We start from the raw sequence: 24484 nt of genomic DNA, 5'->3' as shown, positions 1-24484 counted from the left end.
AGAGGTGTCAGATGGCAGTTTCATTAAATGATATAAAAAATAAAATTGCATCCACAAAAAACACCAGTCAAATCACAAATGCCATGCAAATGGTATCTGCTGCTAAGCTAGGAAAGTCAGAAGAAGCGGCCAAGAATTTCCAAATCTATGCTTCTAAAGTCAGAAAGTTGTTGACAGATTTGCTTCATGGTCATGAAGTGCAAAATTCCAAATATCACCCTATGTTGATTAGTCGTCCGGTGAAAAAAACAGCTTATATCGTTATTACATCGGATCGCGGCTTAGTTGGCGGTTACAATGCGACCATTCTCAAATCCATGATGGAACTTTTTGCAGAATACCATGATAAAGATGATTTCGTCATCATTTCAATCGGTGGTATGGGCTCGGACTTCTTTCGGGCACGCGGGCTTCAGCCTATTTATGAATTACGTGGTTTAGCAGATCAACCGAGCTTTGATGAGGTTCGTAAAATCATTGGCAAAACGGTTGAAATGTACCAAAACGAATTGTTTGATGAATTATATGTTTGTTATAATCACCACGTCAATAGTTTGACCAGCCAAATGCGTGTTGAACAAATGCTTCCAATCGTGGATTTGGATCCAAATGAAGCAGACGAAGACTACGTTTTGAATTTGGAATTGGAATCTAGTCGCGATGTCATTTTGGATCAATTGTTGCCTCAGTTTGCTGAAAGTATGATCTACGGGGCAATTATTGATGCGAAAACAGCAGAAAATGCAGCTGGAATGACCGCGATGCAGACAGCAACAGATAACGCGAAAAAAGTTATTAATGATTTGACCATTCAGTATAATCGTGCTAGACAAGCAGCTATCACGCAAGAAATTACTGAAATTGTGGCGGGTGCAAGTGCACTAGAATAGTGTCACAGAAAATAAATATAAAGAGGAGAAAAGAATGAGCTCAGGCAAAATTGCTCAGGTTATCGGACCAGTCGTTGACGTTGCGTTTGCAGCTGGTGATAAATTACCTGAGATAAATAATGCACTTGTAGTCTATAAAAATGACGAAAATAAATCGAAAATCGTCCTTGAAGTAGCTCTTGAGCTTGGTGACGGAGTGGTTCGGACCATTGCTATGGAATCAACTGACGGGTTGACTCGTGGCATGGAAGTCCTAGATACTGGTCGTCCAATTTCTGTCCCCGTTGGGAAAGAAACACTCGGTCGCGTCTTTAACGTTTTAGGAGATACCATTGACTTGGAAGCTCCTTTTGGTGAAGATGCAGAACGTCAACCAATCCACAAAAAAGCTCCAACTTTTGATGAGTTGTCTACTTCATCAGAAATCTTAGAAACAGGAATCAAGGTTATTGACCTCCTTGCACCTTATCTAAAAGGTGGGAAAGTCGGGCTTTTCGGTGGTGCCGGAGTTGGAAAGACAGTCTTGATTCAAGAATTGATTCACAACATTGCCCAAGAACACGGTGGAATTTCTGTCTTTACTGGTGTTGGAGAACGAACACGTGAAGGGAACGACCTTTACTGGGAAATGAAAGAATCTGGCGTTATTGAAAAAACAGCCATGGTCTTCGGTCAAATGAATGAACCACCTGGAGCACGTATGCGTGTGGCTTTGACTGGTTTGACCATTGCCGAATATTTCCGTGATGTCGAAGGTCAAGATGTGTTGTTATTCATTGACAATATCTTCCGTTTCACGCAAGCAGGTTCTGAAGTATCTGCCCTTCTTGGACGCATGCCTTCAGCCGTTGGTTACCAACCAACACTTGCGACAGAAATGGGACAATTGCAAGAACGGATTACGTCAACCAAGAAAGGTTCTGTAACCTCTATCCAAGCTATCTATGTGCCAGCCGACGACTACACTGACCCTGCGCCAGCTACAGCGTTTGCTCACTTGGATTCTACAACCAACTTGGAGCGGAAATTGGTGCAATTAGGGATTTACCCAGCAGTTGACCCACTTGCTTCTAGCTCCCGTGCCCTTGCTCCTGAAATTGTCGGAGAAGAGCACTATGCTGTAGCAGCAGAAGTGAAACGCGTCCTTCAACGTTACCATGAATTGCAAGATATTATTGCAATCCTTGGTATGGATGAATTGTCAGACGAAGAAAAGACTTTGGTTGCGCGTGCGCGTCGAATTCAATTCTTCTTGTCACAAAATTTTAATGTTGCTGAACAATTTACTGGGCAACCAGGTTCTTATGTACCAGTTGCTGATACAGTTCGTGGCTTTAAGGAAATCCTTGAAGGAAAATATGATCATCTTCCTGAAGATGCCTTCCGTGGTGTTGGTTCTATCGAAGATGTCGTTGCTAAAGCTGAAAAAATGGGATTTTAAGAGGTGACCTATGGCTCAAATGACAGTACAAATCGTGACACCTGATGGTCTAGTTTTTGACCACCATGCAACGTTTGTTTCCGTTAAAACTCTTGATGGAGAAATGGGGATTTTACCGCATCATGAAAATATGATTGCTGTTTTGGCTGTCGATGAGGTCAAAGTGAAGCGGATTGATGATGAAGATCATGTCAATTGGATTGCTGTGAATGGTGGAATTGTCGAAGTGGCTGATAATGTAATCACCATCGTTGCAGACTCTGCTGAACGCGCTCGTGATATTGACATCAGTCGTGCTGAAAGAGCAAAATTGCGTGCCGAGCGTGCCATTGAAGAAGCACAGGAAAAGCATTTAATTGACCAAGAACGTCGTGCCAGAATTGCCCTTCAACGTGCCATTAACCGAATTAACGTTGGAACAAGATTATAATATGTAAAGGCCAATTGGCCTTTTTTATAATGGCTTTTTTGTTATTGGTAGATGATTCGTGTCCGATAGTTTGCTCTCATCTATTTTTTTGGTATAATGGGGATATGATTCAGTTAATTTTTACGCTTAGTAGCCATATGATCTTTATTTTTCTTTCATTTCACTTGCTTTCTACTGTTGTGAATTGGGAAAAACTATTGAAAGTGAATGCTGACAATGCTTTTAGAATTCGTTTTTTGATTTTATTGCTTAGTATTGCATTAGGCTTTTTGCTCAGCTCTTTCTTCCTCAGTCTCTATGCATTGGGACGTGATGTGTTTAGTAGCAATTTATAAGATGAGAAAAGTAATAAAATAAGTGTTTTGGAGAAAATATGGATAAAATTATTATACAAGGTGGTTCAAATCCATTAGTTGGTTCGGTTAAAATTGAAGGTGCCAAAAATGCTGTTTTGCCTTTGCTTGCAGCAACTATTCTAGCGACGACAGGGAAAACAACTCTAACCAATGTCCCTGTGCTATCCGATGTATTTACAATGAACAATGTAGTCCGTGGGTTGAATACAAAAGTGACCTTTGAGCAAGAAGAAAACAAGATTACGGTGGATGCTACACAGCCATTGAGTGAAGAAGCACCTTATAAATATGTCAGTAAAATGCGTGCTTCAATTGTTGTATTAGGACCTATTTTGGCGCGTAATGGTCACGCAAAAGTTTCCATGCCAGGTGGCTGTACGATTGGAAGCCGTCCTATTGACCTTCATTTGAAAGGGTTAGAGGCAATGGGAGCAGAAATTAAGCAGACGGCTGGATTTATTGAGGCCAAAGCTAACCGATTGCATGGAGCTCATATTTACATGGATTTTCCAAGTGTGGGTGCGACGCAAAATATTATGATGGCAGCAACGTTAGCAGACGGTGTGACTGTTATTGAAAATGCAGCTCGGGAGCCTGAAATTGTGGATTTAGCTGTTTTGTTAAACAAAATGGGTGCTAAAGTCCGTGGTGCAGGTACGGAAACATTAACTATTACTGGGGTTAAGGAATTGTCTGGGACAAGCCACAGCGTGGTGCAAGATCGTATTGAAGCTGGAACTTTTATGGTAGCAGCTGCTATGACGGGTGGCAATGTTCTTGTGCGAGATGCTATCTGGGAGCATAATCGTCCGCTCATCGCGAAATTGATGGAAATGGGTGTGTCTGTTACCGAAGAGGACGAAGGGATTCGGATTTGTTCCGATTTGTCTAAACTAAAAGCTGTCAATGTAAAAACTCTTCCTCATCCCGGTTTTCCGACAGATATGCAGGCGCAATTTACAGCCTTGATGACGGTTGCCAAGGGTGAATCTACCATGATTGAGACTGTTTTTGAGAATCGTTTCCAACATCTGGAAGAAATGCGTCGGATGGGCTTGCACTCAGAAATTATGCGGGACACAGCTCGTATCGTTGGTGGTCAAGCCTTGCAGGGAGCAGAGGTGATGTCAACAGACTTGCGTGCGAGTGCAGCACTGATTTTGACGGGCTTGGTTGCAGAAGGTGAAACAAAAGTAGGACAACTAACTCACTTGGACAGAGGCTATTACCAGTTCCATAAAAAGTTGTCTAACTTAGGTGCTTCTATTAAGCGAGTGAAGGAAGAAGACGATGAATAATGATTTGAAATACGTTGGAAAACAAGTTGGAATTGTTCTAGCAGTCTTGTTGCTTGGTTTGATTTTGTTTGCACTTGGCTTAGTTGTTGGCTACGGTGGAAAAAATCCATGGGCTATTTTATCGCCAGGTAAGTGGCAGGAAATCATCAGCAAATTCACAGGACAATAGATAATAATATTGATAGGAAAAAGGGAGTGAGACAAAAGTCATGATTTCGTAGCAATAGACTTTGTAGTCCCACCCCCTCCTATTTATTTAAAAAGGGGGGAGAAATGGCGAGAAAGAAGTCCAACCAGAAAGTAGCGCAAAGTGTAGTAGGCGTATTTCTTGCACTCGTTCTTGCGCTGGGAGGTTATTCTTTTAGCAATCATCGCACTAGTACGAGTCATTCTGATAGCTCTGCTATTAATCGAAGTATTCGGATGAATCATGCAGCACCCAGTCAAGAATTAGCACAGAGTGTTTTGACAGAATCCGTTAAACGACAGCTCAAAGGAAAGATCGAATGGAATGGATCGGGAGCCTTTATAATCAACGAAAATAAAACAACATTGGATGCCAAAGTTGCAAGCGTTCCTTACGCGGATAATAAGACCAAGCTTGTTCGAGGTCAGACTGTTCCGACTGTAGCCAATGCTCTTTTATCCAAAGCCACTCGTCAGTATAAGAATCGTGAGGAGACAGGAAATGGCTCTACGGCTTGGACACCTGCTGGTTGGCATCAGGTGAAGCATTTATCAGGTGAATATAATCATGCGGTTGACCGTGGGCATTTGTTGGGCTATGCTTTGATTGGTAACTTGAAAGGGTTTGATGCTTCGACCAGCAACCCGAAAAACATCGCTGTGCAAACAGCTTGGGCTAATCAAGCCAATACTGGTCATTCTACGGGTCAAAATTTTTATGAAACAAAGGTCCGCAAGGCACTAGACAAAAATAAACGAGTTCGGTATCGGGTGACTTTGATTTATGCCAATGAACAGGATTTGGTGCCGGTTGGTTCGCATATTGAAGGCAAATCTAATGACGGCAGTCTGGAAATAAATGTCTTTGTTCCCAACGTACAGACAGGACTTCGGCTAAATTATCAAACAGGAGAAGTGACTGTTACCAACTAGATTATTGCTAGTGTTGCATTTATATCATCTTTTTGTTATACTATTTTTACATGAGGTCGGACAAAAAGTATCTCAGCCTCTATCTAATTTAGTGATAAGCGAATGACGCAGTAGGTGATTGGACTCTTTATTCGCTTTTCAAGCTCGAAAGAGCACCTAATCACCTTTGCGGGGGTGGGACTACGAACTTAAATTTTTCAAGATAAGTTCTGTCCCACTCCCCCATTTTGTCTAAAAAGTACGTTGGTGCTTTTTTATTGTGGATTTGTTTTATGAGGAGAAAGGAGAAACATGAAGTATATTTGGTCTTATTTGAAAAAATATCCTAAATGGTTGATGCTGGATTTCTTTGGTGCTGTCTTCTTTGTCGTGGTGAATCTCGGTTTGCCGACTGTTTTGGCACGAATGATTGACGAAGGGATTAATCGAGGAGACAGCAATCGTTTGTATTATTGGGCGATTGTGATGCTCATTGTCATTTTGCTAGGAGTCTTTGGACGGATTGTCCTTGCCTATGCTGCTGGGAAATTAACGACGAGCATGGTACGGGACATGCGCAATGATGTGTATGATAAATTGCAAGAGTATTCCCATCATGAATACGAGCAGATTGGTGTTTCATCCTTAGTGACACGGATTACCAGTGATGCTTTTGTTTTGATGCAATTTGCAGAGCAATCCTTAAAATTGGGTGTCATTACGCCTATGATGATGATGTCTAGTGTGATGATGATTTTTTTCACTAGTCCTTCCTTAGCTTGGATTGTCGCAATTTCCGTTCCTTTTCTTGGCATTGTCGTTTGGTATGTGGCGACAAAAACACGTCCTCTATCAGAAAAGCAACAAAAAACGTTAGACAAAATCAATCAATACGCGCGTGAAAATTTAACGGGTCTGCGCGTCATTCGGGCTTTTGCACGAGAAGAATTTCAAGAAGAGCGCTTTGCTTCACAAAATGAAATTTATGCGGATAATTCCAATCGCTTATTTAAATTAACTGGTTTGACAGAACCGCTCTTTGTTCAAATCATCATTGCCATGATTGTTGCCATTGTCTGGTTTGCTTTAAAACCACTTGGTACAGGAGACTTGCAAGTTGGGGATTTGGTTGCTTTTATCGAATACAGTTTCCATGCTTTGCTGTCTTTCTTGTTGCTATCTAGTTTGTTTACGATGTATCCTCGTACAGCTGTTTCAAGTGAACGCTTGAAAGAAGTAATGGAAATGCCGATTTCGATCAATCCAAACGAAGACGGTGTTACGGAGACAGACAGTCACGGTTATTTAGAGTTTGACAATGTTACTTTTGCTTATCCTGGTGAGACTGAAAGCCCAGTGCTACATGATATTTCGTTCAAAGCGAAACCTGGTGAAACGATTGCTTTTATCGGCTCGACCGGCTCAGGAAAGTCTTCATTGGTGCAATTGATTCCGCGTTTCTATGACGTGACACTTGGAAAGATTTTAGTAGACGGAGTGGACGTGCGTTCTTATAACCTAAAAGCGTTGCGGCAGAAGATAGGTTTCATTCCACAAAAGGCTTTGCTGTTTACGGGAACAATCGCAGAAAATCTGCGGTATGGGAAAGAACATGCTAGTCGTGAGGAATTGGTGCAAGCAGCAGATGTAGCACAAGCGAGAGACTTTATCGAAAGCAAGGAAGAGCGTTTTGAAACGCATTTGGCAGAAGGAGGGAGCAATCTCTCTGGTGGTCAAAAGCAACGTCTCTCCATTGCGCGGGCGGTCGTGAAAGAACCAGATATTTATATTTTTGATGATTCATTTTCTGCGTTGGACTATAAGACCGATGCCATTCTTCGAAGTCGACTCAAAGAAGTTACGCAAAATGCTACTGTATTGATTGTAGCACAACGTGTGGGAACCATTATGGATGCAGATCAGATTATTGTTCTGGATAAGGGAGAAATTGTCGGGCGCGGAACACATGAAGAATTGTTGCAACAAAACGATATCTATCGCGAAATTGCTAATTCTCAGCTTAATAGTCAATCACTAACAGAAGAATAGGAGGGAAAGATGAAACAACATAGTTTTATGCGCTTGTGGAGTTATTTAAAAGTTTATAAACTCTCAGTAATCCTTGCTATCTTTTTGAAGGTGGTGAGTATTGTGATGAGCGTGCTAGAGCCTTTTGTACTTGGTCTTGCTATTACAGAATTGACACGAAATGTGCTGGACATAGCAAAAGGAGTCGAAGGCGCCAGTATAAACACAACATATGTCTTTTGGGTAATGGCACTTTACCTTTTGCGTGGTTTGTTCTATGAAATTGGGGCTTACTATTCTAATTATTTTATGACCAATGCGGTGCAAAATACGGTACGCGATATGCGCAATGAGTTGAGTTCTAAAATTAATCAAATTCCAGTTTCTTACTTTGATAAGCATCAATTTGGAGATTTGCTAGGGCGCTTTACCAGTGATGTAGAGACTGTTTCAAATGCGCTTCAACAATCATTCTTACAAGTTGTAAATGCGGTTTTGACCATTACCTTAGTTATCGGAATGGTCTTGTATCTTAATTTTCAACTGGCTTTGATAGTGATTGCTAGCATTCCATTGACCTATTTTGGGGCGAATTTTATCTTAAAGAAATCGCAGCCTTATTTTAAAAAGCAAGCAGATGCGCTGGGTGCTATGAACGGATTTGTGCAGGAAAATCTGAGCGGTTTTAATGTGCTGAAACTTTATGGTCGTGAAGAAACATCTTCAGAAGATTTTCGCGAAATCACGCAAAATCTCCAAGAAGTTGGCTTCAAAGCTAGCTTTATTTCGGGCTTGATGATGCCAATTTTGAATGCCGTTTCAGATTTGACCTATTTGATTGAAGCGGTTGTTGGTGGTCTGCAAGTCATTTCTGGACAATTAACGATTGGGAACATGCAAGCATTCGTACAATACGTGTGGCAAGTAAACCAACCAATCCAAAACTTAACGCAACTGGCTGGGCAATTGCAGAGTGCTAAGTCTTCGCTGGATCGTGTCTTCCAAGTTTTGGATGAACCAGACGAAGTAACAGATGCGAAAGAGTGGCTGGAGCATGATTTGACAGGTCAGGTCAGCTTCAAGCATGTTGACTTTCAATACGTGGAAAACAAACCGCTCATTCGAGACTTCAATTTGGAGGTAAGGCCGGGTGAAATGGTAGCAATTGTCGGTCCGACTGGTGCTGGAAAGACCACCCTCATCAATCTACTCATGCGCTTTTACGATGTAACAGCAGGTTCAATTTCTGTTGATGGTCACGATATTCGCAACTTATCGCGCCAAGAATACCGCAAACAATTTGGTATGGTCTTGCAAGACGCTTGGCTTTATGAAGGAACAGTCAAGGAAAACTTGCGCTTTGGAAATCTGAATGCGACAGATGAAGAGATTGTGGAAGCTGCCAAAGCGGCTAATGTCGATCATTTCATTCGGACACTTCCAGGTGGCTATAATATGGAAATGAATCAAGAGTCTAGCAATATCTCACTAGGACAAAAACAATTGCTGACCATTGCGCGAGCATTATTAGCCGATCCCAAAATCTTGATTTTGGATGAAGCAACCTCGTCCGTTGATACACGCCTAGAGCTCTTGATTCAAAAAGCGATGAAGAACCTCATGCAAGGACGAACAAGCTTTGTCATTGCTCACCGCTTATCGACGATTCAAGAGGCAGACAAGATTTTGGTTCTCAAAGACGGGCAAATCATTGAGCAAGGAACTCACGAATCGCTTTTAGCTGATAAAGGTTTCTATTACGACTTATATACAAGTCAGTTTGCTAAGAAAGAGGCCTAACGAATAAAGGAGCAAAAGAAAACTCCAATTAAACAATAAAAACACGAACCCTGTCTTGACTAGCAGTTAGCTAATCTGGACGAGTTCGTGTTTTTTTATCTTTGGTGACATAAAGCTAAAATGCAATTGCTCTGTCTCACAACTATTTTTTGCTAAATCTTCAAAACTGCATGACATTTCTTCCGTCCGCCCAGCGGACGAAGTGAACTAGTTTTGGTTTATAGTGTCAGCCGGGCGGATGGGGTGGATTAGTTTTGATTTATACTGTCAGCCCGGCGGACGAAGTGAACTAGTTTTGGTTTATAGTGTCAGCTGGGCGGACGAAGTGAATGAGTTTTGGTTTATAGTGTCAGCCGAGCGGACGAGGCGAATGAGTTTCAGTTTACTTTGTCGCCCCAGTCGACAGCTTCAATCGTTTTCTACGAATTGTTCATTCCGTTAAGTAAAATTACGCCTTATCGAAAGAGGTTAGTAAGCCAAACAATGAAATACAATCCAAGAAAAACGGCATGCCATTTCCAATAAAGCATGATTAGTCCAAGTGTTTCACGTATCCAAGCCGACGGGAGAAAATAAAGTGCTGTTCTAGAGCCGATACTTCGCCCCTTTATGCCGAGCTTTCGCATGTAAATACCTGCTCGCAAAGAGTGGAAAGAGTTGGTGACGACCAAGCAATAGTAATTTTCCTTACTTTTTTGGTCTAAAATAGTTTTGCTAAACTGCAAATTTTCTAAGGTATTGGTTGACTGCCGTTCAATGATAATATCTTCCTCTGAAATACCAGATTCCATTAAATAATGTGCCATTGCTTCTGCTTCGGTTATTGGTTCATCGACACCTTGTCCTCCAGAAACGACAATTTTGGGATGGTTATGAAATTTTTCATACATCATCTTCCCCTTTTCAAGTCGTTGAGCGAGAAGAGGCGGAACCTTGTCTCCTATCAAACCAGACCCTAAGATGATGATGTAGTCTGGATGTTTTATGACGGGAAAAGTATTATAAACAAAACCGTAAAGGATATAGGTCACATAAAGATAGCTACCATAAATTAGAAGTCCATTTGTAAGAGATAGGATTTTATGAAGAAAGATAAAATGAGGAAAGAAAAAAGTAAGCGCTAGGGAAAGAGCAATAGCGAGTCCATAAAAGAGGGAGAGAAGGTTTGCTAAACGCCTACCTTCAAAGGTCATCATCTGTCTGCCATTAAAAATGAGATAAATGGTTGAAATTATAACACTCAAAGGAATGAAAAGTGTTAAGATGAGCAAAGAAAGCATTGCCAGATTTCTATTGACAAGTTGTTCCATATGAATCACAAATAAACCAGAAACGATAGCGGCAAATAAAATTAAAACGATACTAAGCAAATACGCATTGAAGAGTCGCCTTGGCTCTATATAAAACAAGGCAAGAAAAAGAAGAGCAGGAAGAAGCCAAATAAGATGCAATACCATAATGTGATAACAATCCTTTCAAACAGATTCCTTTTTAGTATAGCATAAAAGTTCCTGTAAAAAATAATAGATTCAAAAAGAATAGACTTAAAAATTGAAATATTATTAAAAAATATGGTATAATACTTTTATGTCTTGGGGTCGTTACGGATTCGACAGGCATTATGAGGCACATTTTGCGACTCATCGAGCGGATGTAAAGCGCCAGTTAAATATAACTGCAAAAAATAATAATTCTTACGCTTTAGCTGCCTAAAAAACAGCCAGCGTGACCAGATTCGGATCGCTCGTGTTCGATGACCGGTCTTAATAATAGCGAGATACGATTAAGCCTTGTCTAGGGGCTTGATAAGAGACTGATAGACTCGCTTGGCTTGGGCTTGAGTTATGTGTCAAAGCGAAGTTAAATCCAATACATAACCTATGGTTGTAGACAAATGTGTTGGCAGGTGTTTGGACGTGGGTTCAATTCCCACCGGCTCCATTGTTAAATATGGAAGATTACTCAAGAGGCTTAAGAGGCTGTGTTGGAAACGCAGTAGGCGTGTGAAAGCGTGCGTGGGTTCGAATCCCATGTCTTCCGTTTTACTACAAAACGCTCGTTAGTAGCGTTTTTTCTTACTAGAAGATAAAATGAGTGAAGAGAACGGATTCACTCATTTATTTTTTTGAAAAATATTGAAATTTTTCTGAAAAGTAGTAGACTGTTACTAGAAAGTTTGGAGGTTTCTTGTGAAATTATACGTACAATTGATGATTATTTTTTCGATTTCTTTGATAGGAGAAGGGATTTCCTATCTTTTTCATTTGCCTATTCCAGGAAGCATTATTGGCCTCATTCTTCTTTTTTTGGCTTTGCAATTTAAAATTTTCAGATTGCGGCATGTGAGTATGGTGGGAAATTTTTTATTAGCCAATATGACCATTTTATTTTTGCCGCCAGCGGTTGGAATTATGGATAAATTTCATGTCATTGCGCCTTATTTGTTGCCGATTGTTTTGATTATTGTTGGGGCGATTGTGATCAATGTGGTTGTCATTGCCGTGGTTGTTCATTTTATCAAAAATCGCTTTGAAGGAGATTACGGAGAAGGAGAAACAAGAAATGTCTAATTTGTGGGGCAATCCTTTATTTGGTTTGGCTTTATCAATCTTTGCTTATCTGGTAGGAATGTTGATTTTTCGCAGATTTCCGCATCCTTTGACAACCCCTTTACTTCTAGCCACCATATTTGTCATTGTATTTTTAAAATTGACAGGAATTTCTTACAAGAATTACTACGTAGGCGGGGCGTATTTGAATAATCTCATTGTGCCGTCAACGGTTGCACTGGGAATTCCTTTGTATAAAACATTTCATCTCATGAAACACCATGCCAGAAGCATTTTGATTGGTACTTTTGTAGCAGTGGTAGTGAATACCAGTTTTACAGCTTTGGTCGCAAAGGCTTTTGGAATGGATTTTTTCTTAGCAATTTCACTCTTTCCCAAATCAGTAACAACAGCTATGGCGGTTGGAATTACAGATAAAATGCAAGGGCTGACGACAGTGACGTTGGTAGTTGTAGTTGCAACGGGAATCTTGACAAGTGTGATCGGTCCGACTGTTTTAAAAATCTTAAAAATCAAAGATCCTGTTGCAGTAGGCTTAGCTCTTGGAGGAACGGGACATGCTGTTGGGACAGGGACAGCTTTTAAATATGGACAAGTCGCAGGAGCTATGGCTGGTCTAGCTATTGGCGTGACAGGGATTATGTATGTGATTGTCAGTCCAATTGTTGCAAGTATTATTTTAAAATAGCAAAAGACGAGAATGACTGTGCTGTGACTATTTTTTGAAAGCAAGTATGTTTTCTGCCCCATTTCCTAAAAAACATGATATAATAGAGAGTAAAAACTTTTTGATAGAAAGACAGTTATGGATTTAAAAGATTATATTGCAACCATTGAAAACTACCCACAAGAAGGAATTTTATTTCGTGACATTAGCCCATTGATGGCAGATGGAAATGCCTACAGCTATGCCATTCGTGAAATTGTTCAGTATGCTACGGACAAGAAAATTGATATGATTGTCGGTCCAGAAGCGCGTGGATTTATTGTTGGATGTCCGGTAGCTTATGAGCTTGGAGTTGGTTTTGCTCCAGTACGTAAGCCTGGGAAATTGCCTCGTGAGGTTATCTCAGCTAGTTATGAAAAAGAGTATGGTGTAGATACCTTAACAATGCACGCAGACTCTATCAAGCCTGGACAACGCGTACTGATTGTTGATGACCTTCTTGCAACGGGAGGAACGGTTAAAGCAACAATTGAAATGGTTGAACGTTTAGGTGGTATCGTTGCAGGTTGCGCTTTCCTTATTGAATTGGATAAATTGAAGGGACGCGAAGCTATTGGTAACTACGATTACAAAGTTCTCATGCATTATTAAGGTATAAGTAAAAACTATATCTTGTTGTAGAAAAAAGTATAATTGAAAACTATATCTCCTTTCAGTATAATAAAAGCAGAACGTAAAAGGAGATATTTTCATGCCTATTAAAATTGATAAGAAATTACCAGCTGTTGACATTTTAAGATCTGAGAATATCTTTGTCATGGATGATGAGCATGCAGAACACCAAGATATTCGTCCTCTGAATATCTTGATTTTGAATTTAATGCCGCAAAAAACAGTAACAGAAACGCAGTTGTTGCGTCATTTAGCAAATACGCCATTGCAACTTCGGATTGAATTTCTTTATATGACTTCTCATACCTTCAAAACGACACATGCGGACTATATGGAGACGTTTTATAAGACTTTTGATGAGATCAAGGGTCGTTATTTTGACGGTTTGATTGTCACCGGAGCGCCAGTCGAGCATTTGCCTTTTGAAGCAGTAGATTATTGGGAAGAATTCCGACAAGTTATTGACTGGTCCAAATCGCATGTTTACTCAACGTTGCATATTTGTTGGGGAGCGCAAGCAGCTCTTTATGCTCGTTATGGCATCGCCAAACACCAGATGAACCGCAAGTTGTCTGGCATTTACAGTCAATCTACACCAGAAAAGCCAAATTTGCTGTTTCGCGGTTTTGATGATGAATATGCAGCTCCTCATTCGCGTTATACAGAAGTTCGCAAAGAGGATATTTTAAATAAGAGTAATTTGGAAATTTTAGCTTGTGGAGAAGAAGTCGGTGCCTCCGTTGCGGCAAGTCGTGATCTTCGCGAAGTGTATAGCTTTGGTCATTTGGAATATGACCGCGAGACCTTGGCAAAAGAATATTTGCGTGATGTAGACGAAGGGCTGAATCCGCATATTCCAGAAAATTATTTCAAAAATGATGACGTTACTTCAACTCCGTGTTTGCGATGGAATCTGGCTGCGGCGCTGTTTTTCAACAATTGGATTAATTATGCTGTTTATCAAGAAACGCCATTTGACTGGGCAAATGCAGCAAATGACGCGTCCTTGTTTGCTTATTTATAAGAGGTGTTATGACTTATTTATCAGCGTATAAGACGGGCAATTTAGTATTGCCAACTGAGCTTCTTTTTCATTTTCATGAGATATTTGATAATAGTGATGACTTTTTGGTCTGGCAATTTTTCTATTTGCAAAATACAACATCGCTAGAAGAGATTTCTCCTGTTCAGATTGCAGAAAGTATCGGGAAATCCGTTGCAGAGGTCAATCGCTCTATGTCAAATTTGACAGAAAAAGGATTGTTGCAGTACAAAACAATTGCACTCAATGGTGAAATTGAGGCAGTTTTTGATGCGCTGCCAGCGCTTGAACGATTGGATGAAATTGTAGAGAATCACTCAAGCGTTGCGCAAGCTGTTTCTCAAAATGTTTTAAAAGACTTGGTCGAGACTTTCCAGCAAGAATTAGGTCGTCTCTTGACACCGTTTGAAATCGAGGATTTGACAAAAACGATTCAAGATGACAAGACCAGTCCTGAACTTGTTACTGCTGCTCTTCGTGAAGCTGTTTTTAATGGAAAGGCAAACTGGAAATACATCCAAGCTATTTTACGGAATTGGCGCCGTGAAGGCATTACAACAGTAGCACAGGTAGAAGCGAAGCGAGAAGAGCGTGAGGCGACAAATCCACAAAATATCACTGTCTCGGATGATTTTTTGAAGGCTATGGATTTGTGGCGAGATTAAGAAATCGGAGTTTATTCTCTTGGAATAGACTCTTTTTTTAGTTCCTTAAAAATGATATACTAAGTGAAGCGATTATTTTAGAAATGAGTTATCATGCAAGTAAAGAATATCTCAAAACGTTTGAGAAAAGTGGCTGGTTTTGTACCACAGGATGCCAAAATCTTGGATGTAGGAAGTGACCACGCTTATTTACCGATTTATCTAATTCAGCAGGGGAGAATTTCCTCAGCCATTGCTGGTGAAGTTGTTGAGGGGCCTTATCAGTCTGCGGTGACGAATGTAGCCGATAACCAGATGTCCGATAAAATTTCTGTTCGTTTGGCAAATGGTTTGGCAGCTTTTGATGCAGAAGATCAGATTGATGTTATCGTTATTGCAGGAATGGGAGGAGGATTGATAGCAGATATTTTAGACAATGGCAGTGCAAAATTGGCATCTGTTAAGCGCCTGATTCTTCAGCCTAACAATCGGGAAGATGAACTTCGCAGGTGGTTGTGTAGTCATAATTTTCAAATTATAGAAGAAGCTATTGTGGAAGAAAATGGGAAATTTTACGAGATAATGATAGCTGAACAGGGGCATCAAGTGTTGAATGCTGAACAAGAACGCTTCGGATCTTATCTAATGAGGGAGCAATCAGCTGTTTTTCAAGATAGATGGCAGCGGGAAGTAGACAAACTGGAAAAAGCTCTGGCTAAAATCCCAGAGAAAAATCTAACGGAACGCTCTGCTATATCCAAAAAAATCAAGCAAATCAAGGAGGTACTGCATGCTGGCAAGTGATTTTATTAACCATTATGAAGCATACTGTCCTAAGGATCTGTCCATGACGGGAGATATCTGCGGACTGCAAATTGGAACTCTGAATAAGGAAGTTAAGCGAGTACTGGTAGCTTTGGATATCCGCGAGCAGACAGTTGCAGAGGCGATTGAAAAAGATGTAGATTTGATTTTGGTTAAGCACGCACCGATCTTTCGGCCTATTAAGGATTTAGTGGCAGACCGACCTCAGAATCAGATTTACATCGATCTGATTAAGCACGATATTGCAGTCTATGTCAGCCATACCAATATTGATATTGTGGATGACGGTCTCAATGACTGGTTCTGTAATCTACTAGAAATCACTGATACGGATTATCTTTGCGAAACGGTTCCTGGACACGGCATTGGTCGTATTGGCAAGATTGCACCTCAGACTTTTGGAGACTTTGCAGGCAAGGTTAAGGAAACTTTTGGTCTGGATAGTTTGTGTTTGGTGACTTATTCGGATGTGGATTTGGAGCAAACGATTGAGAAAGTGGCGATCTGTGGTGGCAGTGGTCAGTCCTTTTACAAGGAGGCTTTAGCACAGGGTGCTCAGCTTTATATTACAGGTGATATTTACTACCATACAGCACAGGATATGCTGAGCGAGGGGCTTCTAGCTTTGGATCCGGGTCACCATATAGAAGTGCTCTTTGTAGAAAAATTGGTTGAAAAGTTTCAAGATTGGAAAGTAGAAGAGAGTTGGGAAGTTGAATTTTTAGCCAGTCAGGTTTCTACAAATCCTTTTAAACATATCTAAGTAGGAAATTGTATGAAAAAAGTAGCGATTATTGGAGCAGGGATTGTCGGATCAACTGTTGCCTATTATCTATCGAAAAATCCTGCTTATCAGGTAACAGTTTTTGACCAAGGAATAGGTCAGGCAACCAAGGCAGCGGCTGGTATTATCAGCCCGTGGTTTTCTAAGCGGCGCAATAAAGTATGGTATCGTATGGCGCGACTGGGAGCAGATTTTTATCTGGATTTGGTGGCTGATTTACAGAAGGACGGTTTTGCAACGGAGTTTTATCAACAGACTGGTGTATTTGTGCTGAAGAAAAAGGAGGAAAGTTTGGAAATACTCTATGAGTTGGCAGACCAACGGCGAAAAGAATCACCGCTCATTGGCGACTTGCGGCTGCTTTCACGAGCGGAAGCAGCAGAGTATTTTCCAGGTCTTAAAGGTTTTGACCGGCTGCTCTATGCTTCTGGAGGAGCACGCGTGGAAGGCTCATTATTGACTCAGACTTTGCTTGCGGCTAGCGGTGCAGAAGTAATCCAAAAGAAAGTAAGTTTGGACATTCGAGATGGGGCTTTCTGGGTTGATAGTTGTTGTTTTGACCAAGTTATATTGGCAACAGGAGCTTGGTTGTCTGAGCTTCTGAAACCATTAGGTTATCAGGTGGATATTCGCCCACAAAAGGGTCAGCTGCGAGATTATCAGACTGCTCTGGTGACAGATGATTATCCAGTTGTCATGCCAGAGGGAGAGCTAGATATTATTCCTTTTCAAAATGGCAAAATCAGTATGGGAGCTACTCACGAAAATGAAATGGGCTATGACCTCAAAGTAAATCAGGCTATGCTGGATGAAATGGAGCAGGAGGCACTTTACTATTTTCCTAGCTTATCTCAGGCAAAAGTGGTGAGCGAACGGGTCGGAATTCGAGCCTATACTAGTGACTTTTCTCCTTTCTTTGGTCAGGTGCCAAATCTTCCGCAGGTACTTGCAGCCGGTGGCTTAGGTTCTTCTGGTTTGACGACAGGGCCACTCATCGGATATCATTTAGCTCAGATGGTTCAGGAAAAAAGTGGTAGTTTAAATCCAACGGATTATCCTATTGAAAGATATATTAAAAAAGAGAAATAGATGACAGAAAAAATTTTAAATTGGGTCAATGTTTGTGTGAAAAAAGGGAATCAAGTTCTTTTGCTCAATCGACAGCATGATGATTTTAAAGGCTGGATTCAGCCAGGTGGGAAAGTTGAGTTTCCAGAATCTTTTTTTGAAGCAGCGACTCGTGAGTTGAAAGAAGAAACAGGACTGATAGCTTTGAATTTACAGCTTAAAGGCATTTCCGGTTTTACCAATCCAACAAAAGCAGAGCGTTATGTCTATTATGATTTTCTCTGCGAGGAATTTGACGGGGAACTACTAACGGAATCACGGGAAGGTCAGCCCAAATGGTGGTCAATTGATGAACTGGACCAGCTCGACATGCAGGACGACATCAGAGATAGGCTTCCTTTGTACTGGCGAAAAGGCTCCTTTGAGCGGATTCACTATTGGGATGAAGAGAACCATTGCATCAAAGAAACCAAGACGATATTGTATGATGAAAGATAATGAGGAGATGAAGTTGTTATGAACTGGTTGCAGGAGCAGCCTGTGGTGCTGCAGGCTTTTTTGGCGGGACTCTTTACATGGGGCTGTACCATTGTAGGCTCTGCGGTTGTCTTTTTCTTTAAAACAGTCAGTCGTAAGCTGCTGGATATTATGATGGGATTTGCAGCTGGTGTCATGATTGCAGCTTCATTTTGGTCGCTCTTGCAGCCTTCAATTGAGTATGCAAAAGGTAACTATGGAGTGTGGTCTTGGATGCCAGCCGCCCTTGGTTTTCTGTTGGGTGGTTTCTTCTTGCGCTTTATTGATGCGGTAGTACCCCATTTACACCTTAGCAAGAAGGATGTATCTGAGGCAGAAAGTCTGCCGGAGCACAGCCGGAATAAACTGTCCAAAACGGCTCTGCTTTTTCTGGCTATTACCATACACAATTTTCCAGAAGGCTTGGCAGTAGGAGTGGCCTTCGGTGCCTTATCCAGCAATTCCAGTCCAGAAGTCTTTATCGGAGCTGTAGGTCTGGCTCTGGGAATCGGTCTCCAAAATGTGCCGGAAGGGGCAGCCTTGTCCATTCCTATACGGACAGACGGGGAATCGCGTCTTAAAGCTTTTTACTGGGGTTCAATGTCGGCTATTGTTGAGCCTATCGGAGCTGTCCTTGGTGCTTATGCGGTTATGGCAATGACGGCTATTCTACCCTATGCCCTGTCTTTTGCGGCGGGAGCCATGATTTTCGTCGTCGTGGAGGAGCTGATACCAGACTCTCAAACTAATGGCAATACAGATGTTGCGACTTTAGGTCTCATGGTAGGCTTTGTGTTGATGATGGTATTGGATGTGGCTTTGGGATAGCAGATACTTTTTTAAAATTAGGCGTCTATTTTATCAGTTGCGTAGATAACAACAGTTCTATCTTGGCAGATTTTTTGTTTCGTTTTGGATTTTCATTAAGTATGAGAGACTTTAAATGAAAGCACTCTCTTTCTTGAGGGATGACATCCGCCTTCAAAAATGGTAAAATAAAGAGAATACATTAAGAGAGGAAACTCATTATGAAAGGTATTATCCTTGCAGGTGGTTCTGGTACACGTTTATATCCTTTGACTAGAGCTGCATCTAAACAACTCATGCCGGTTTATGACAAACCCATGATTTATTATCCGCTATCAACCCTCATGCTGGCTGGTATCAAGGACATCTTGATTATCTCAACCCCGACAGATCTCCCTCGCTTTGAGGACTTGTTGGGTGATGGATCGGAGTTTGGTATCAGACTTTCTTATGCTGAGCAACCAAGTCCAGATGGCTTGGCTCAAGCCTTTATTATCGGTGCTGACTTTATCGGCGATGACCATGTAGCTTTGATTTTAGGTGATAATATTTATCATGGTCCAGGCCTTAGCAAAATGTTGCAAAAAGCTGCTTCTAAAGGAAAGGGAGCTACTGTTTTTGGTTATCAAGTGAAAGATCCAGAGCGTTTCGGTGTGGTTGAATTTGATGAAAATATGAATGCGATCTCTATCGAAGAAAAACCAGAACAACCCCGTTCTAACTACGCAGTTACAGGACTTTATTTCTATGACAATGACGTAGTAGAAATTGCAAAAAATATCAAACCTAGCCCACGTGGAGAGCTGGAAATCACTGATGTCAATAAGGCTTACTTAGACCGCGGTGATTTGTCTGTTGAGCTGATGGGACGAGGTTTTGCTTGGTTAGACACTGGTACACACGAGAGCTTATTAGAAGCTGCTCAATACATCGAAACCGTCCAACGTATGCAAAATGTGCAAGTAGCAAACTTAGAAGAAATTGCCTACCGTATGGGTTATATTACCAAAGAACAAGTGCATGATTTGGCACAATCACTTAAAAAGAACGAATACGGTCATTACTTATTACGTTTGATTGGAGAAGAATAAAACATGTCTGAACAATTTTTTGAAAAAAAATTAGCAGCCCGTAAGATTGAAGCCATTCCTGGCATGCTGGAATTTGATATTCCAGTTCATGGAGACAATCGTGGCTGGTTCAAGGAAAACTTTCAAAAAGAAAAAATGGTACCCCTTGGTTTTCCAGAAAGCTTTTTTGCAGAAGGTAAGCTTCAAAACAATGTAAGCTTTTCTCGCAAAAATGTGCTCCGTGGACTTCATGCAGAACCTTGGGATAAGTACATTTCTGTCGCAGATGGCGGAAAAGTTCTCGGTTCTTGGGTTGATTTGCGTGAAGGAGAAACGTTCGGAAATACCTACCAAACAGTCATTGATGCCAGCAAGGGAATTTTCGTTCCTCGCGGTGTAGCAAATGGTTTCCAAGTATTGTCAGATACAGTTTCTTATAGCTATTTGGTCAATGATTACTGGGCATTAGAATTGAAACCTAAGTATGCCTTTGTCAACTATGCTGACCCTACTCTTGAAATTAAATGGGAAAATCTTGACCAAGCAGAAGTCTCTGAAGCAGATAAGAATCATCCAATGCTTAAGGATGTTAAGCCTTTGACCAAAGATATGTTATAATACCCTCAGAAAAATAGGAGAAAATCTTTTCATGACTGAATATAAAAATATTGTAGTGACAGGTGGAGCAGGATTCATCGGTTCTAACTTTGTCCATTATGTGTACAATAACTTTCCAGATGTGCATATCACGGTTCTGGATAAGCTAACTTATGCTGGTAACCGAGCTAACATTAAAGAAATTCTAGGTGATCGCGTGGAGTTAGTCGTTGGAGATATTGCAGATGCAGCAATTGTTGATCAAGTAGCTAAGAATGCGGATGCAATTGTTCACTATGCGGCAGAAAGCCATAATGACAATTCGCTAAATGATCCTCGTCCATTTATCGATACGAACTTTGTTGGAACTTATACGCTTCTTGAAGCAGCTCGTAAATACGACATTCGTTTCCACCATGTGTCGACTGACGAAGTTTACGGAGACCTTCCTCTTCGTGAAGATCTTCCGGGGCATGGTGAAGGACCAGGCGAAAAATTCACCCCAGAAACCAAATACAATCCAAGTTCGCCTTATTCTTCAACTAAGGCAGCTTCTGATTTGATTGTCAAGGCTTGGGTGCGCTCTTTCGGTGTTAAGGCCACCATCTCTAACTGTTCAAACAACTACGGACCATATCAACACATCGAAAAATTCATTCCGCGTCAGATTACCAATATCCTTTCAGGCATTCGTCCAAAACTTTATGGTGAAGGAAAGAATGTTCGTGACTGGATTCATACCAATGACCATTCATCAGGGGTTTGGACCATTCTCACAAAAGGGAAAATCGGTGAAACCTACCTAATTGGTGCAGACGGTGAGAAGAACAACAAAGAAGTGCTAGAACTCATTCTTAAAGAAATGGGACAACCAGCTGACGCTTACGACCATGTAACAGACCGTGCGGGTCACGACCTGCGCTATGCTATTGACGCTAGCAAGTTGCGTAATGAACTAGGCTGGAAACCAGAATTTACCAACTTTGAGGCTGGATTGAAAGAAACAATCAAGTGGTACACAGATCACCAAGATTGGTGGAAAGCTGAAAAGGAAGCTGTCGAAGCCAACTATGCCAAGACTCAAAAAGTATTAAAATAAAAAGTAACTATTGAAGTTTTGTCTTAAAAGGAGAATCATGAAACATAAAATTTTAGTAACAGGTGGAGCCGGATTTATCGGAACGCATACCGTTATTGAGTTAGTCAATGCTGGACACGAAGTTGTTATTGTTGATAATTTAGTGAACAGCAGTAAAAAAAGTGTAGAAGTTGTAGAACGAATTGTTGGTCAAAAAATTCCATTTTATCAAGTGGACATTCGTGATAAGAAGGTCTTACTTGAAATCTTTAAAGCAGAACAACCAACAGGCGTGATTCATTTTGCGGCGTTGAAAGCAGTCGGTGAATCAACACAAATTCCGCTGACTTATTACGAAAACAACATTACAGGAACGTTGACATTGCTACGCGTCATGGAAGAAGTCAATTGCAAAAATATCATTTTCAGCTCTTCTGCAACTGTCTATGGCGATCCTCATACCGTTCCAATTTTAGAAGATTTTCCTCTGTCAGTCACCAATCCTTACGGACGTACAAAACTGATGATTGAAGAAATGCTGACGGATATTTACAAAGCTGATGCAAACTGGAATGTTGTCTTGCTTCGGTATTTTAATCCAATTGGTGCTCATGAAAGTGGTGATTTGGGTGAAAATCCAAATGGCATCCCAAATAATCTCTTGCCATACGTGACGCAGGTTGCTGTTGGAAAATTAAAAGAAGTGCAAGTATTTGGTAATGACTATCCAACAGTTGACGGTACCGGTGTTCGTGACTATATTCACGTGGTGGATTTGGCAAAAGGACATGTGGCTGCTCTGCAAAAAATTGAAGGAACTGCTGGTCTAAATATCTATAACCTTGGTACCGGTAAAGGATATTCTGTTTTAGAAATTATCCAAAATATGGAAAAAGCAGTCGGAAAACCAATTCCTTACAAGATTGTTGACCGCCGCCCTGGTGACATTGCAACTTGCTATGCCGACTCTACAAAAGCAAAGGAGGAATTAGGCTGGGAAGCACAATTTGATATTACACGCATGTGCCAAGACGCTTGGCATTGGCAAAGCAAACACCCAAATGGATTTGATGACTAAATAAAAAATATGTCAAATAATAAACGAGGTTGAGATAATAGTTTCTCAGCCTCGCTTTTTAAATAGAAATAATCTTGATGCACAGTAGTTGATTGCTCAAAACATTGCGTTGAAGTTGCGAATAATGCTTGCGAGGTAAGGTTAATTTTGTTTCCTAGTCACACTCGTAAGAAGTACTTAATCAGCCTTGTGGAAGTTGACCAGAATTCACTGTTCTGAGGTTTTTGCGTGATGACTTGAAAGTAAGCTTACTAAAAAAGTAGAAAACCAGTTAAGCATTTTTCTGGAAGAATGATTTACTTTCTGTTAAACTAAAAATATGGAACATCATTTTAATCATAAAGCAGAATCATTTGATTCTCCAAAAAATATATTTATTGCTGATCTCATTCGCCAGGAAGTGGAAAAACAAATAGTAGATTTTTCTGACAAGCGCATTTTGGATTTTGGCGGTGGTACAGGCTTGGTGACTCTGCCATTAGCGGCACAATCCAAGTCAGTCATGCTTGTTGATATTTCAGATAAAATGCTTGATCAAGCTCGCCTAAAAGTGGAAAAGCAAGCCATTGATAATGTTTATTTGTTGCAGCAGGATTTGTTGACAAACCCATTAGACCAATTATTTGACATCATCGTGGTTAGTCGTGTTCTTCATCATATGCCAAATGTTGAGAAGACTCTAGCGATGTTTAGAAATCATCTTGTAGAGGACGGACAGCTTTTTATTGCAGATTTTGTTAAAACAGACGTAAATCATCATGGCTTTCATCTTGCTGACTTGGAAGGAAAACTGTCTCAAAGTGGCTTCTCATCCGTCAAATCTCAGATAATTTATAGTGCAGAGGAACTCTTTTTAGAGAATTATGCAGAGCTTTTCTTGACATTAGCACAAAATCACTCGTTTGCATGATGAGTGATTTTGGTTTGTCTTTATAGTAAATTTCTTGATTCTTTTATGGAAATAGTAGAAAATGCCGCGTGGATATAGTATAATGGGGTTATATGATTTTGAAGGAGAATGAGATTAAGTGAAATCTTCGGATTTATTGATTATTATACCTGCCTACAATGAAGAAGGCTCTATTGAGAATGTTGTCAACAATATCATCAGGAATTATTCACAGTATGATTATGTGATTATCAATGACGGTTCAAAAGATAGAACATCAGCCATTTGCCATGCAAACAGTTATAATATTGTGGATTTGCCGGTCAATTTAGGATTGGCAGGCGCATTTCAAACAGGACTTAGATATGCTTATGAGCAAGGCTATAAAAAAGCAGTGCAGTTTGACGCAGATGGTCAACATTTGCCTGAGTATATCTCAGTTTTAGAAGCAAAAATGAACGAAGGCTATGAAATGGTTATTGGATCTCGTTTTGTGACGGAAAAGCGCGAAACGTCTTTGCGGATGATGGGGAATATTCTCATTAGTGCAGCCATTAAATTAACCACAGGAAAGACAATCAACGATCCAACCTCTGGTATGCGGATGTTTTCTGAAGGACTTATCAAAGAATTTGCTCTCAATATCAATTATGGACCTGAGCCAGATACCGTCTCATATCTAATTCGTCATGGTGTGAAAGTAGCAGAAGCCCAAGTGCGAATGGAAGAGAGACAAGCTGGTGAGAGTTATCTGACACTTTCTCGCTCTATTCAATATATGACGCACATGTTTGTATCTATCTTGATTATTCAGAATTTCAGAAAGAGAGGGTAGA

26 protein-coding genes, 1 tRNA gene and 1 other RNA gene are annotated in these 24484 nt (G+C 40.7%); 27 read left to right on the top strand and 1 reads right to left on the bottom strand.

Annotation, left to right across the window (positions count from 1 at the left end):
* The first annotated feature begins 11 nt into the window (after window positions 1–11).
* From IYQ23_RS01640 to IYQ23_RS01600, 9 genes are all read left to right on the top strand, one after another.
* Window positions 12–890 carry a F0F1 ATP synthase subunit gamma gene (locus tag IYQ23_RS01640; RefSeq protein ID WP_003030484.1) on the top strand — a complete coding sequence of 293 codons (879 nt, stop codon included), beginning with the start codon at window positions 12–14 and terminating at the stop codon, window positions 888–890.
* Window positions 891–924: 34 nt separating this feature from the next.
* Window positions 925–2331 carry a F0F1 ATP synthase subunit beta gene (atpD, locus tag IYQ23_RS01635; RefSeq protein ID WP_003030503.1) on the top strand — a complete coding sequence of 469 codons (1407 nt, stop codon included), beginning with the start codon at window positions 925–927 and terminating at the stop codon, window positions 2329–2331.
* A 10-nt stretch (window positions 2332–2341) separates the two neighbouring features.
* Window positions 2342–2761, top strand: a complete 420-nt coding sequence (locus tag IYQ23_RS01630) for a F0F1 ATP synthase subunit epsilon (RefSeq protein ID WP_003025266.1) — start codon at window positions 2342–2344, stop codon at window positions 2759–2761.
* A 104-nt stretch (window positions 2762–2865) separates the two neighbouring features.
* The gene (locus tag IYQ23_RS01625; RefSeq protein ID WP_022526685.1) at window positions 2866–3096 is read left to right on the top strand and encodes a DUF1146 family protein; all 231 of its coding nucleotides are present in this window, start codon (window positions 2866–2868) and stop codon (window positions 3094–3096) included.
* A gap of 38 nt (window positions 3097–3134) precedes the next feature.
* On the top strand, window positions 3135–4415 hold the full coding sequence (gene murA, locus IYQ23_RS01620; RefSeq protein ID WP_195672921.1) for a UDP-N-acetylglucosamine 1-carboxyvinyltransferase: 1281 nt from the start codon (window positions 3135–3137) through the stop codon (window positions 4413–4415).
* The gene (locus IYQ23_RS01615; RefSeq protein WP_195672920.1) at window positions 4408–4584 is read left to right on the top strand and encodes a DNA-directed RNA polymerase subunit beta; all 177 of its coding nucleotides are present in this window, start codon (window positions 4408–4410) and stop codon (window positions 4582–4584) included. Before murA ends, IYQ23_RS01615 begins: the two co-directional genes overlap by 8 nt.
* 104 nt (window positions 4585–4688) lie before the next feature.
* Entirely contained in the window at window positions 4689–5534 is an 846-nt protein-coding gene (locus IYQ23_RS01610) for a DNA/RNA non-specific endonuclease (RefSeq protein WP_195672919.1), read from the top strand.
* A 291-nt stretch (window positions 5535–5825) separates the two neighbouring features.
* Window positions 5826–7562 (top strand): ABC transporter ATP-binding protein, encoded by a 1737-nt coding sequence (locus tag IYQ23_RS01605; RefSeq protein WP_126466646.1) that lies wholly within the window; start codon window positions 5826–5828, stop codon window positions 7560–7562.
* A gap of 9 nt (window positions 7563–7571) precedes the next feature.
* Window positions 7572–9341: an ABC transporter ATP-binding protein gene (locus IYQ23_RS01600; protein WP_195673888.1), complete on the top strand. Its 1770-nt coding sequence runs from the start codon at window positions 7572–7574 to the stop codon at window positions 9339–9341.
* 455 nt (window positions 9342–9796) lie between these two features.
* Here IYQ23_RS01600 and IYQ23_RS01595 read toward each other — a convergent pair whose 3' ends face one another.
* Complete coding sequence (locus tag IYQ23_RS01595; RefSeq protein ID WP_195673887.1) at window positions 9797–10798, bottom strand: YdcF family protein; 1002 nt, start codon at window positions 10796–10798, stop codon at window positions 9797–9799.
* 137 nt (window positions 10799–10935) lie between these two features.
* Between IYQ23_RS01595 and ssrA the strand changes: the two genes are divergently transcribed.
* From ssrA to IYQ23_RS01505, 18 genes are all read left to right on the top strand, one after another.
* Window positions 10936–11285, top strand: a transfer-messenger RNA (tmRNA) gene (gene ssrA / locus IYQ23_RS01590).
* A gap of 8 nt (window positions 11286–11293) precedes the next feature.
* Window positions 11294–11381 (top strand) — tRNA-Ser (locus IYQ23_RS01585).
* A gap of 149 nt (window positions 11382–11530) precedes the next feature.
* Window positions 11531–11911, top strand: coding sequence for a CidA/LrgA family protein (locus IYQ23_RS01580; protein ID WP_003037448.1), 381 nt, complete (start codon window positions 11531–11533; stop codon window positions 11909–11911).
* Window positions 11904–12599 carry an LrgB family protein gene (locus tag IYQ23_RS01575; protein WP_003037392.1) on the top strand — a complete coding sequence of 232 codons (696 nt, stop codon included), beginning with the start codon at window positions 11904–11906 and terminating at the stop codon, window positions 12597–12599. The genes IYQ23_RS01580 and IYQ23_RS01575 overlap by 8 nt, the downstream gene beginning before the upstream one ends.
* A 117-nt stretch (window positions 12600–12716) precedes the next feature.
* Entirely contained in the window at window positions 12717–13229 is a 513-nt protein-coding gene (locus tag IYQ23_RS01570) for an adenine phosphoribosyltransferase (RefSeq protein WP_049513622.1), read from the top strand.
* Between the two features lie 100 nt (window positions 13230–13329).
* Entirely contained in the window at window positions 13330–14274 is a 945-nt protein-coding gene (gene metA / locus IYQ23_RS01565; RefSeq protein ID WP_195673886.1) for a homoserine O-acetyltransferase MetA, read from the top strand.
* An 8-nt stretch (window positions 14275–14282) separates the two neighbouring features.
* Entirely contained in the window at window positions 14283–14957 is a 675-nt protein-coding gene (locus IYQ23_RS01560) for a DnaD domain-containing protein (RefSeq protein ID WP_003030497.1), read from the top strand.
* Window positions 14958–15050: 93 nt separating this feature from the next.
* A complete protein-coding gene (locus tag IYQ23_RS01555; protein ID WP_195673885.1) occupies window positions 15051–15740 on the top strand; it encodes a tRNA (adenine(22)-N(1))-methyltransferase in 690 nt (229 codons plus the stop codon).
* Entirely contained in the window at window positions 15727–16524 is a 798-nt protein-coding gene (locus tag IYQ23_RS01550; RefSeq protein ID WP_195673884.1) for a Nif3-like dinuclear metal center hexameric protein, read from the top strand. The genes IYQ23_RS01555 and IYQ23_RS01550 overlap by 14 nt, the downstream gene beginning before the upstream one ends.
* Before the next feature lie 12 nt (window positions 16525–16536).
* A complete protein-coding gene (locus IYQ23_RS01545; RefSeq protein ID WP_195673883.1) occupies window positions 16537–17634 on the top strand; it encodes an NAD(P)/FAD-dependent oxidoreductase in 1098 nt (365 codons plus the stop codon).
* Complete coding sequence (locus IYQ23_RS01540) at window positions 17635–18111, top strand: 8-oxo-dGTP diphosphatase (RefSeq protein WP_195673882.1); 477 nt, start codon at window positions 17635–17637, stop codon at window positions 18109–18111.
* An 18-nt stretch (window positions 18112–18129) separates the two neighbouring features.
* Entirely contained in the window at window positions 18130–18957 is an 828-nt protein-coding gene (locus IYQ23_RS01535) for a ZIP family metal transporter (RefSeq protein WP_003030461.1), read from the top strand.
* A gap of 200 nt (window positions 18958–19157) precedes the next feature.
* On the top strand, window positions 19158–20027 hold the full coding sequence (gene rfbA / locus IYQ23_RS01530; RefSeq protein ID WP_006268635.1) for a glucose-1-phosphate thymidylyltransferase RfbA: 870 nt from the start codon (window positions 19158–19160) through the stop codon (window positions 20025–20027).
* Window positions 20028–20030: 3 nt separating this feature from the next.
* Window positions 20031–20624 (top strand): dTDP-4-dehydrorhamnose 3,5-epimerase family protein, encoded by a 594-nt coding sequence (locus IYQ23_RS01525; RefSeq protein WP_195673881.1) that lies wholly within the window; start codon window positions 20031–20033, stop codon window positions 20622–20624.
* 31 nt (window positions 20625–20655) lie between these two features.
* Window positions 20656–21702: a dTDP-glucose 4,6-dehydratase gene (rfbB, locus tag IYQ23_RS01520; RefSeq protein WP_195673880.1), complete on the top strand. Its 1047-nt coding sequence runs from the start codon at window positions 20656–20658 to the stop codon at window positions 21700–21702.
* A gap of 37 nt (window positions 21703–21739) precedes the next feature.
* Complete coding sequence (gene galE / locus IYQ23_RS01515; RefSeq protein ID WP_049508100.1) at window positions 21740–22759, top strand: UDP-glucose 4-epimerase GalE; 1020 nt, start codon at window positions 21740–21742, stop codon at window positions 22757–22759.
* A gap of 319 nt (window positions 22760–23078) precedes the next feature.
* On the top strand, window positions 23079–23669 hold the full coding sequence (locus IYQ23_RS01510; RefSeq protein ID WP_195673879.1) for a class I SAM-dependent methyltransferase: 591 nt from the start codon (window positions 23079–23081) through the stop codon (window positions 23667–23669).
* Window positions 23670–23787: 118 nt separating this feature from the next.
* Window positions 23788–24483 carry a glycosyltransferase family 2 protein gene (locus IYQ23_RS01505; protein WP_003030449.1) on the top strand — a complete coding sequence of 232 codons (696 nt, stop codon included), beginning with the start codon at window positions 23788–23790 and terminating at the stop codon, window positions 24481–24483.
* The last annotated feature ends 1 nt before the right edge of the window (window position 24484 follow it).

Origin of the sequence: Streptococcus sp. HF-100 (assembly GCF_015594635.1) — a bacterium.
GTDB lineage: Bacteria > Bacillota > Bacilli > Lactobacillales > Streptococcaceae > Streptococcus > Streptococcus vaginalis.
Note: the sequence above shows the minus strand (reverse complement) of the source record. Positions and strands in the feature narration are given on the sequence as shown.

Excerpts from the sequence above, each read along its gene's own strand:
- IYQ23_RS01640 (WP_003030484.1), top strand. The coding sequence starts at position 12 with ATGGCAGTTTCATTAAATGATATAAAAAATAAAATTGCATCCACAAAA.
- atpD (WP_003030503.1), top strand. The coding sequence starts at position 925 with ATGAGCTCAGGCAAAATTGCTCAGGTTATCGGACCAGTCGTTGACGTT.
- IYQ23_RS01630 (WP_003025266.1), top strand. The coding sequence starts at position 2,342 with ATGGCTCAAATGACAGTACAAATCGTGACACCTGATGGTCTAGTTTTT.
- IYQ23_RS01625 (WP_022526685.1), top strand. The coding sequence starts at position 2,866 with ATGATTCAGTTAATTTTTACGCTTAGTAGCCATATGATCTTTATTTTT.
- murA (WP_195672921.1), top strand. The coding sequence starts at position 3,135 with ATGGATAAAATTATTATACAAGGTGGTTCAAATCCATTAGTTGGTTCG.
- IYQ23_RS01615 (WP_195672920.1), top strand. The coding sequence starts at position 4,408 with ATGAATAATGATTTGAAATACGTTGGAAAACAAGTTGGAATTGTTCTA.
- IYQ23_RS01610 (WP_195672919.1), top strand. The coding sequence starts at position 4,689 with ATGGCGAGAAAGAAGTCCAACCAGAAAGTAGCGCAAAGTGTAGTAGGC.
- IYQ23_RS01605 (WP_126466646.1), top strand. The coding sequence starts at position 5,826 with ATGAAGTATATTTGGTCTTATTTGAAAAAATATCCTAAATGGTTGATG.
- IYQ23_RS01600 (WP_195673888.1), top strand. The coding sequence starts at position 7,572 with ATGAAACAACATAGTTTTATGCGCTTGTGGAGTTATTTAAAAGTTTAT.
- IYQ23_RS01595 (WP_195673887.1), bottom strand. The coding sequence starts at position 10,798 with ATGGTATTGCATCTTATTTGGCTTCTTCCTGCTCTTCTTTTTCTTGCC.
- IYQ23_RS01575 (WP_003037392.1), top strand. The coding sequence starts at position 11,904 with ATGTCTAATTTGTGGGGCAATCCTTTATTTGGTTTGGCTTTATCAATC.
- IYQ23_RS01570 (WP_049513622.1), top strand. The coding sequence starts at position 12,717 with ATGGATTTAAAAGATTATATTGCAACCATTGAAAACTACCCACAAGAA.
- metA (WP_195673886.1), top strand. The coding sequence starts at position 13,330 with ATGCCTATTAAAATTGATAAGAAATTACCAGCTGTTGACATTTTAAGA.
- IYQ23_RS01560 (WP_003030497.1), top strand. The coding sequence starts at position 14,283 with ATGACTTATTTATCAGCGTATAAGACGGGCAATTTAGTATTGCCAACT.
- IYQ23_RS01555 (WP_195673885.1), top strand. The coding sequence starts at position 15,051 with ATGCAAGTAAAGAATATCTCAAAACGTTTGAGAAAAGTGGCTGGTTTT.
- IYQ23_RS01550 (WP_195673884.1), top strand. The coding sequence starts at position 15,727 with ATGCTGGCAAGTGATTTTATTAACCATTATGAAGCATACTGTCCTAAG.
- IYQ23_RS01545 (WP_195673883.1), top strand. The coding sequence starts at position 16,537 with ATGAAAAAAGTAGCGATTATTGGAGCAGGGATTGTCGGATCAACTGTT.
- IYQ23_RS01540 (WP_195673882.1), top strand. The coding sequence starts at position 17,635 with ATGACAGAAAAAATTTTAAATTGGGTCAATGTTTGTGTGAAAAAAGGG.
- IYQ23_RS01535 (WP_003030461.1), top strand. The coding sequence starts at position 18,130 with ATGAACTGGTTGCAGGAGCAGCCTGTGGTGCTGCAGGCTTTTTTGGCG.
- rfbA (WP_006268635.1), top strand. The coding sequence starts at position 19,158 with ATGAAAGGTATTATCCTTGCAGGTGGTTCTGGTACACGTTTATATCCT.
- IYQ23_RS01525 (WP_195673881.1), top strand. The coding sequence starts at position 20,031 with ATGTCTGAACAATTTTTTGAAAAAAAATTAGCAGCCCGTAAGATTGAA.
- rfbB (WP_195673880.1), top strand. The coding sequence starts at position 20,656 with ATGACTGAATATAAAAATATTGTAGTGACAGGTGGAGCAGGATTCATC.
- galE (WP_049508100.1), top strand. The coding sequence starts at position 21,740 with ATGAAACATAAAATTTTAGTAACAGGTGGAGCCGGATTTATCGGAACG.
- IYQ23_RS01510 (WP_195673879.1), top strand. The coding sequence starts at position 23,079 with ATGGAACATCATTTTAATCATAAAGCAGAATCATTTGATTCTCCAAAA.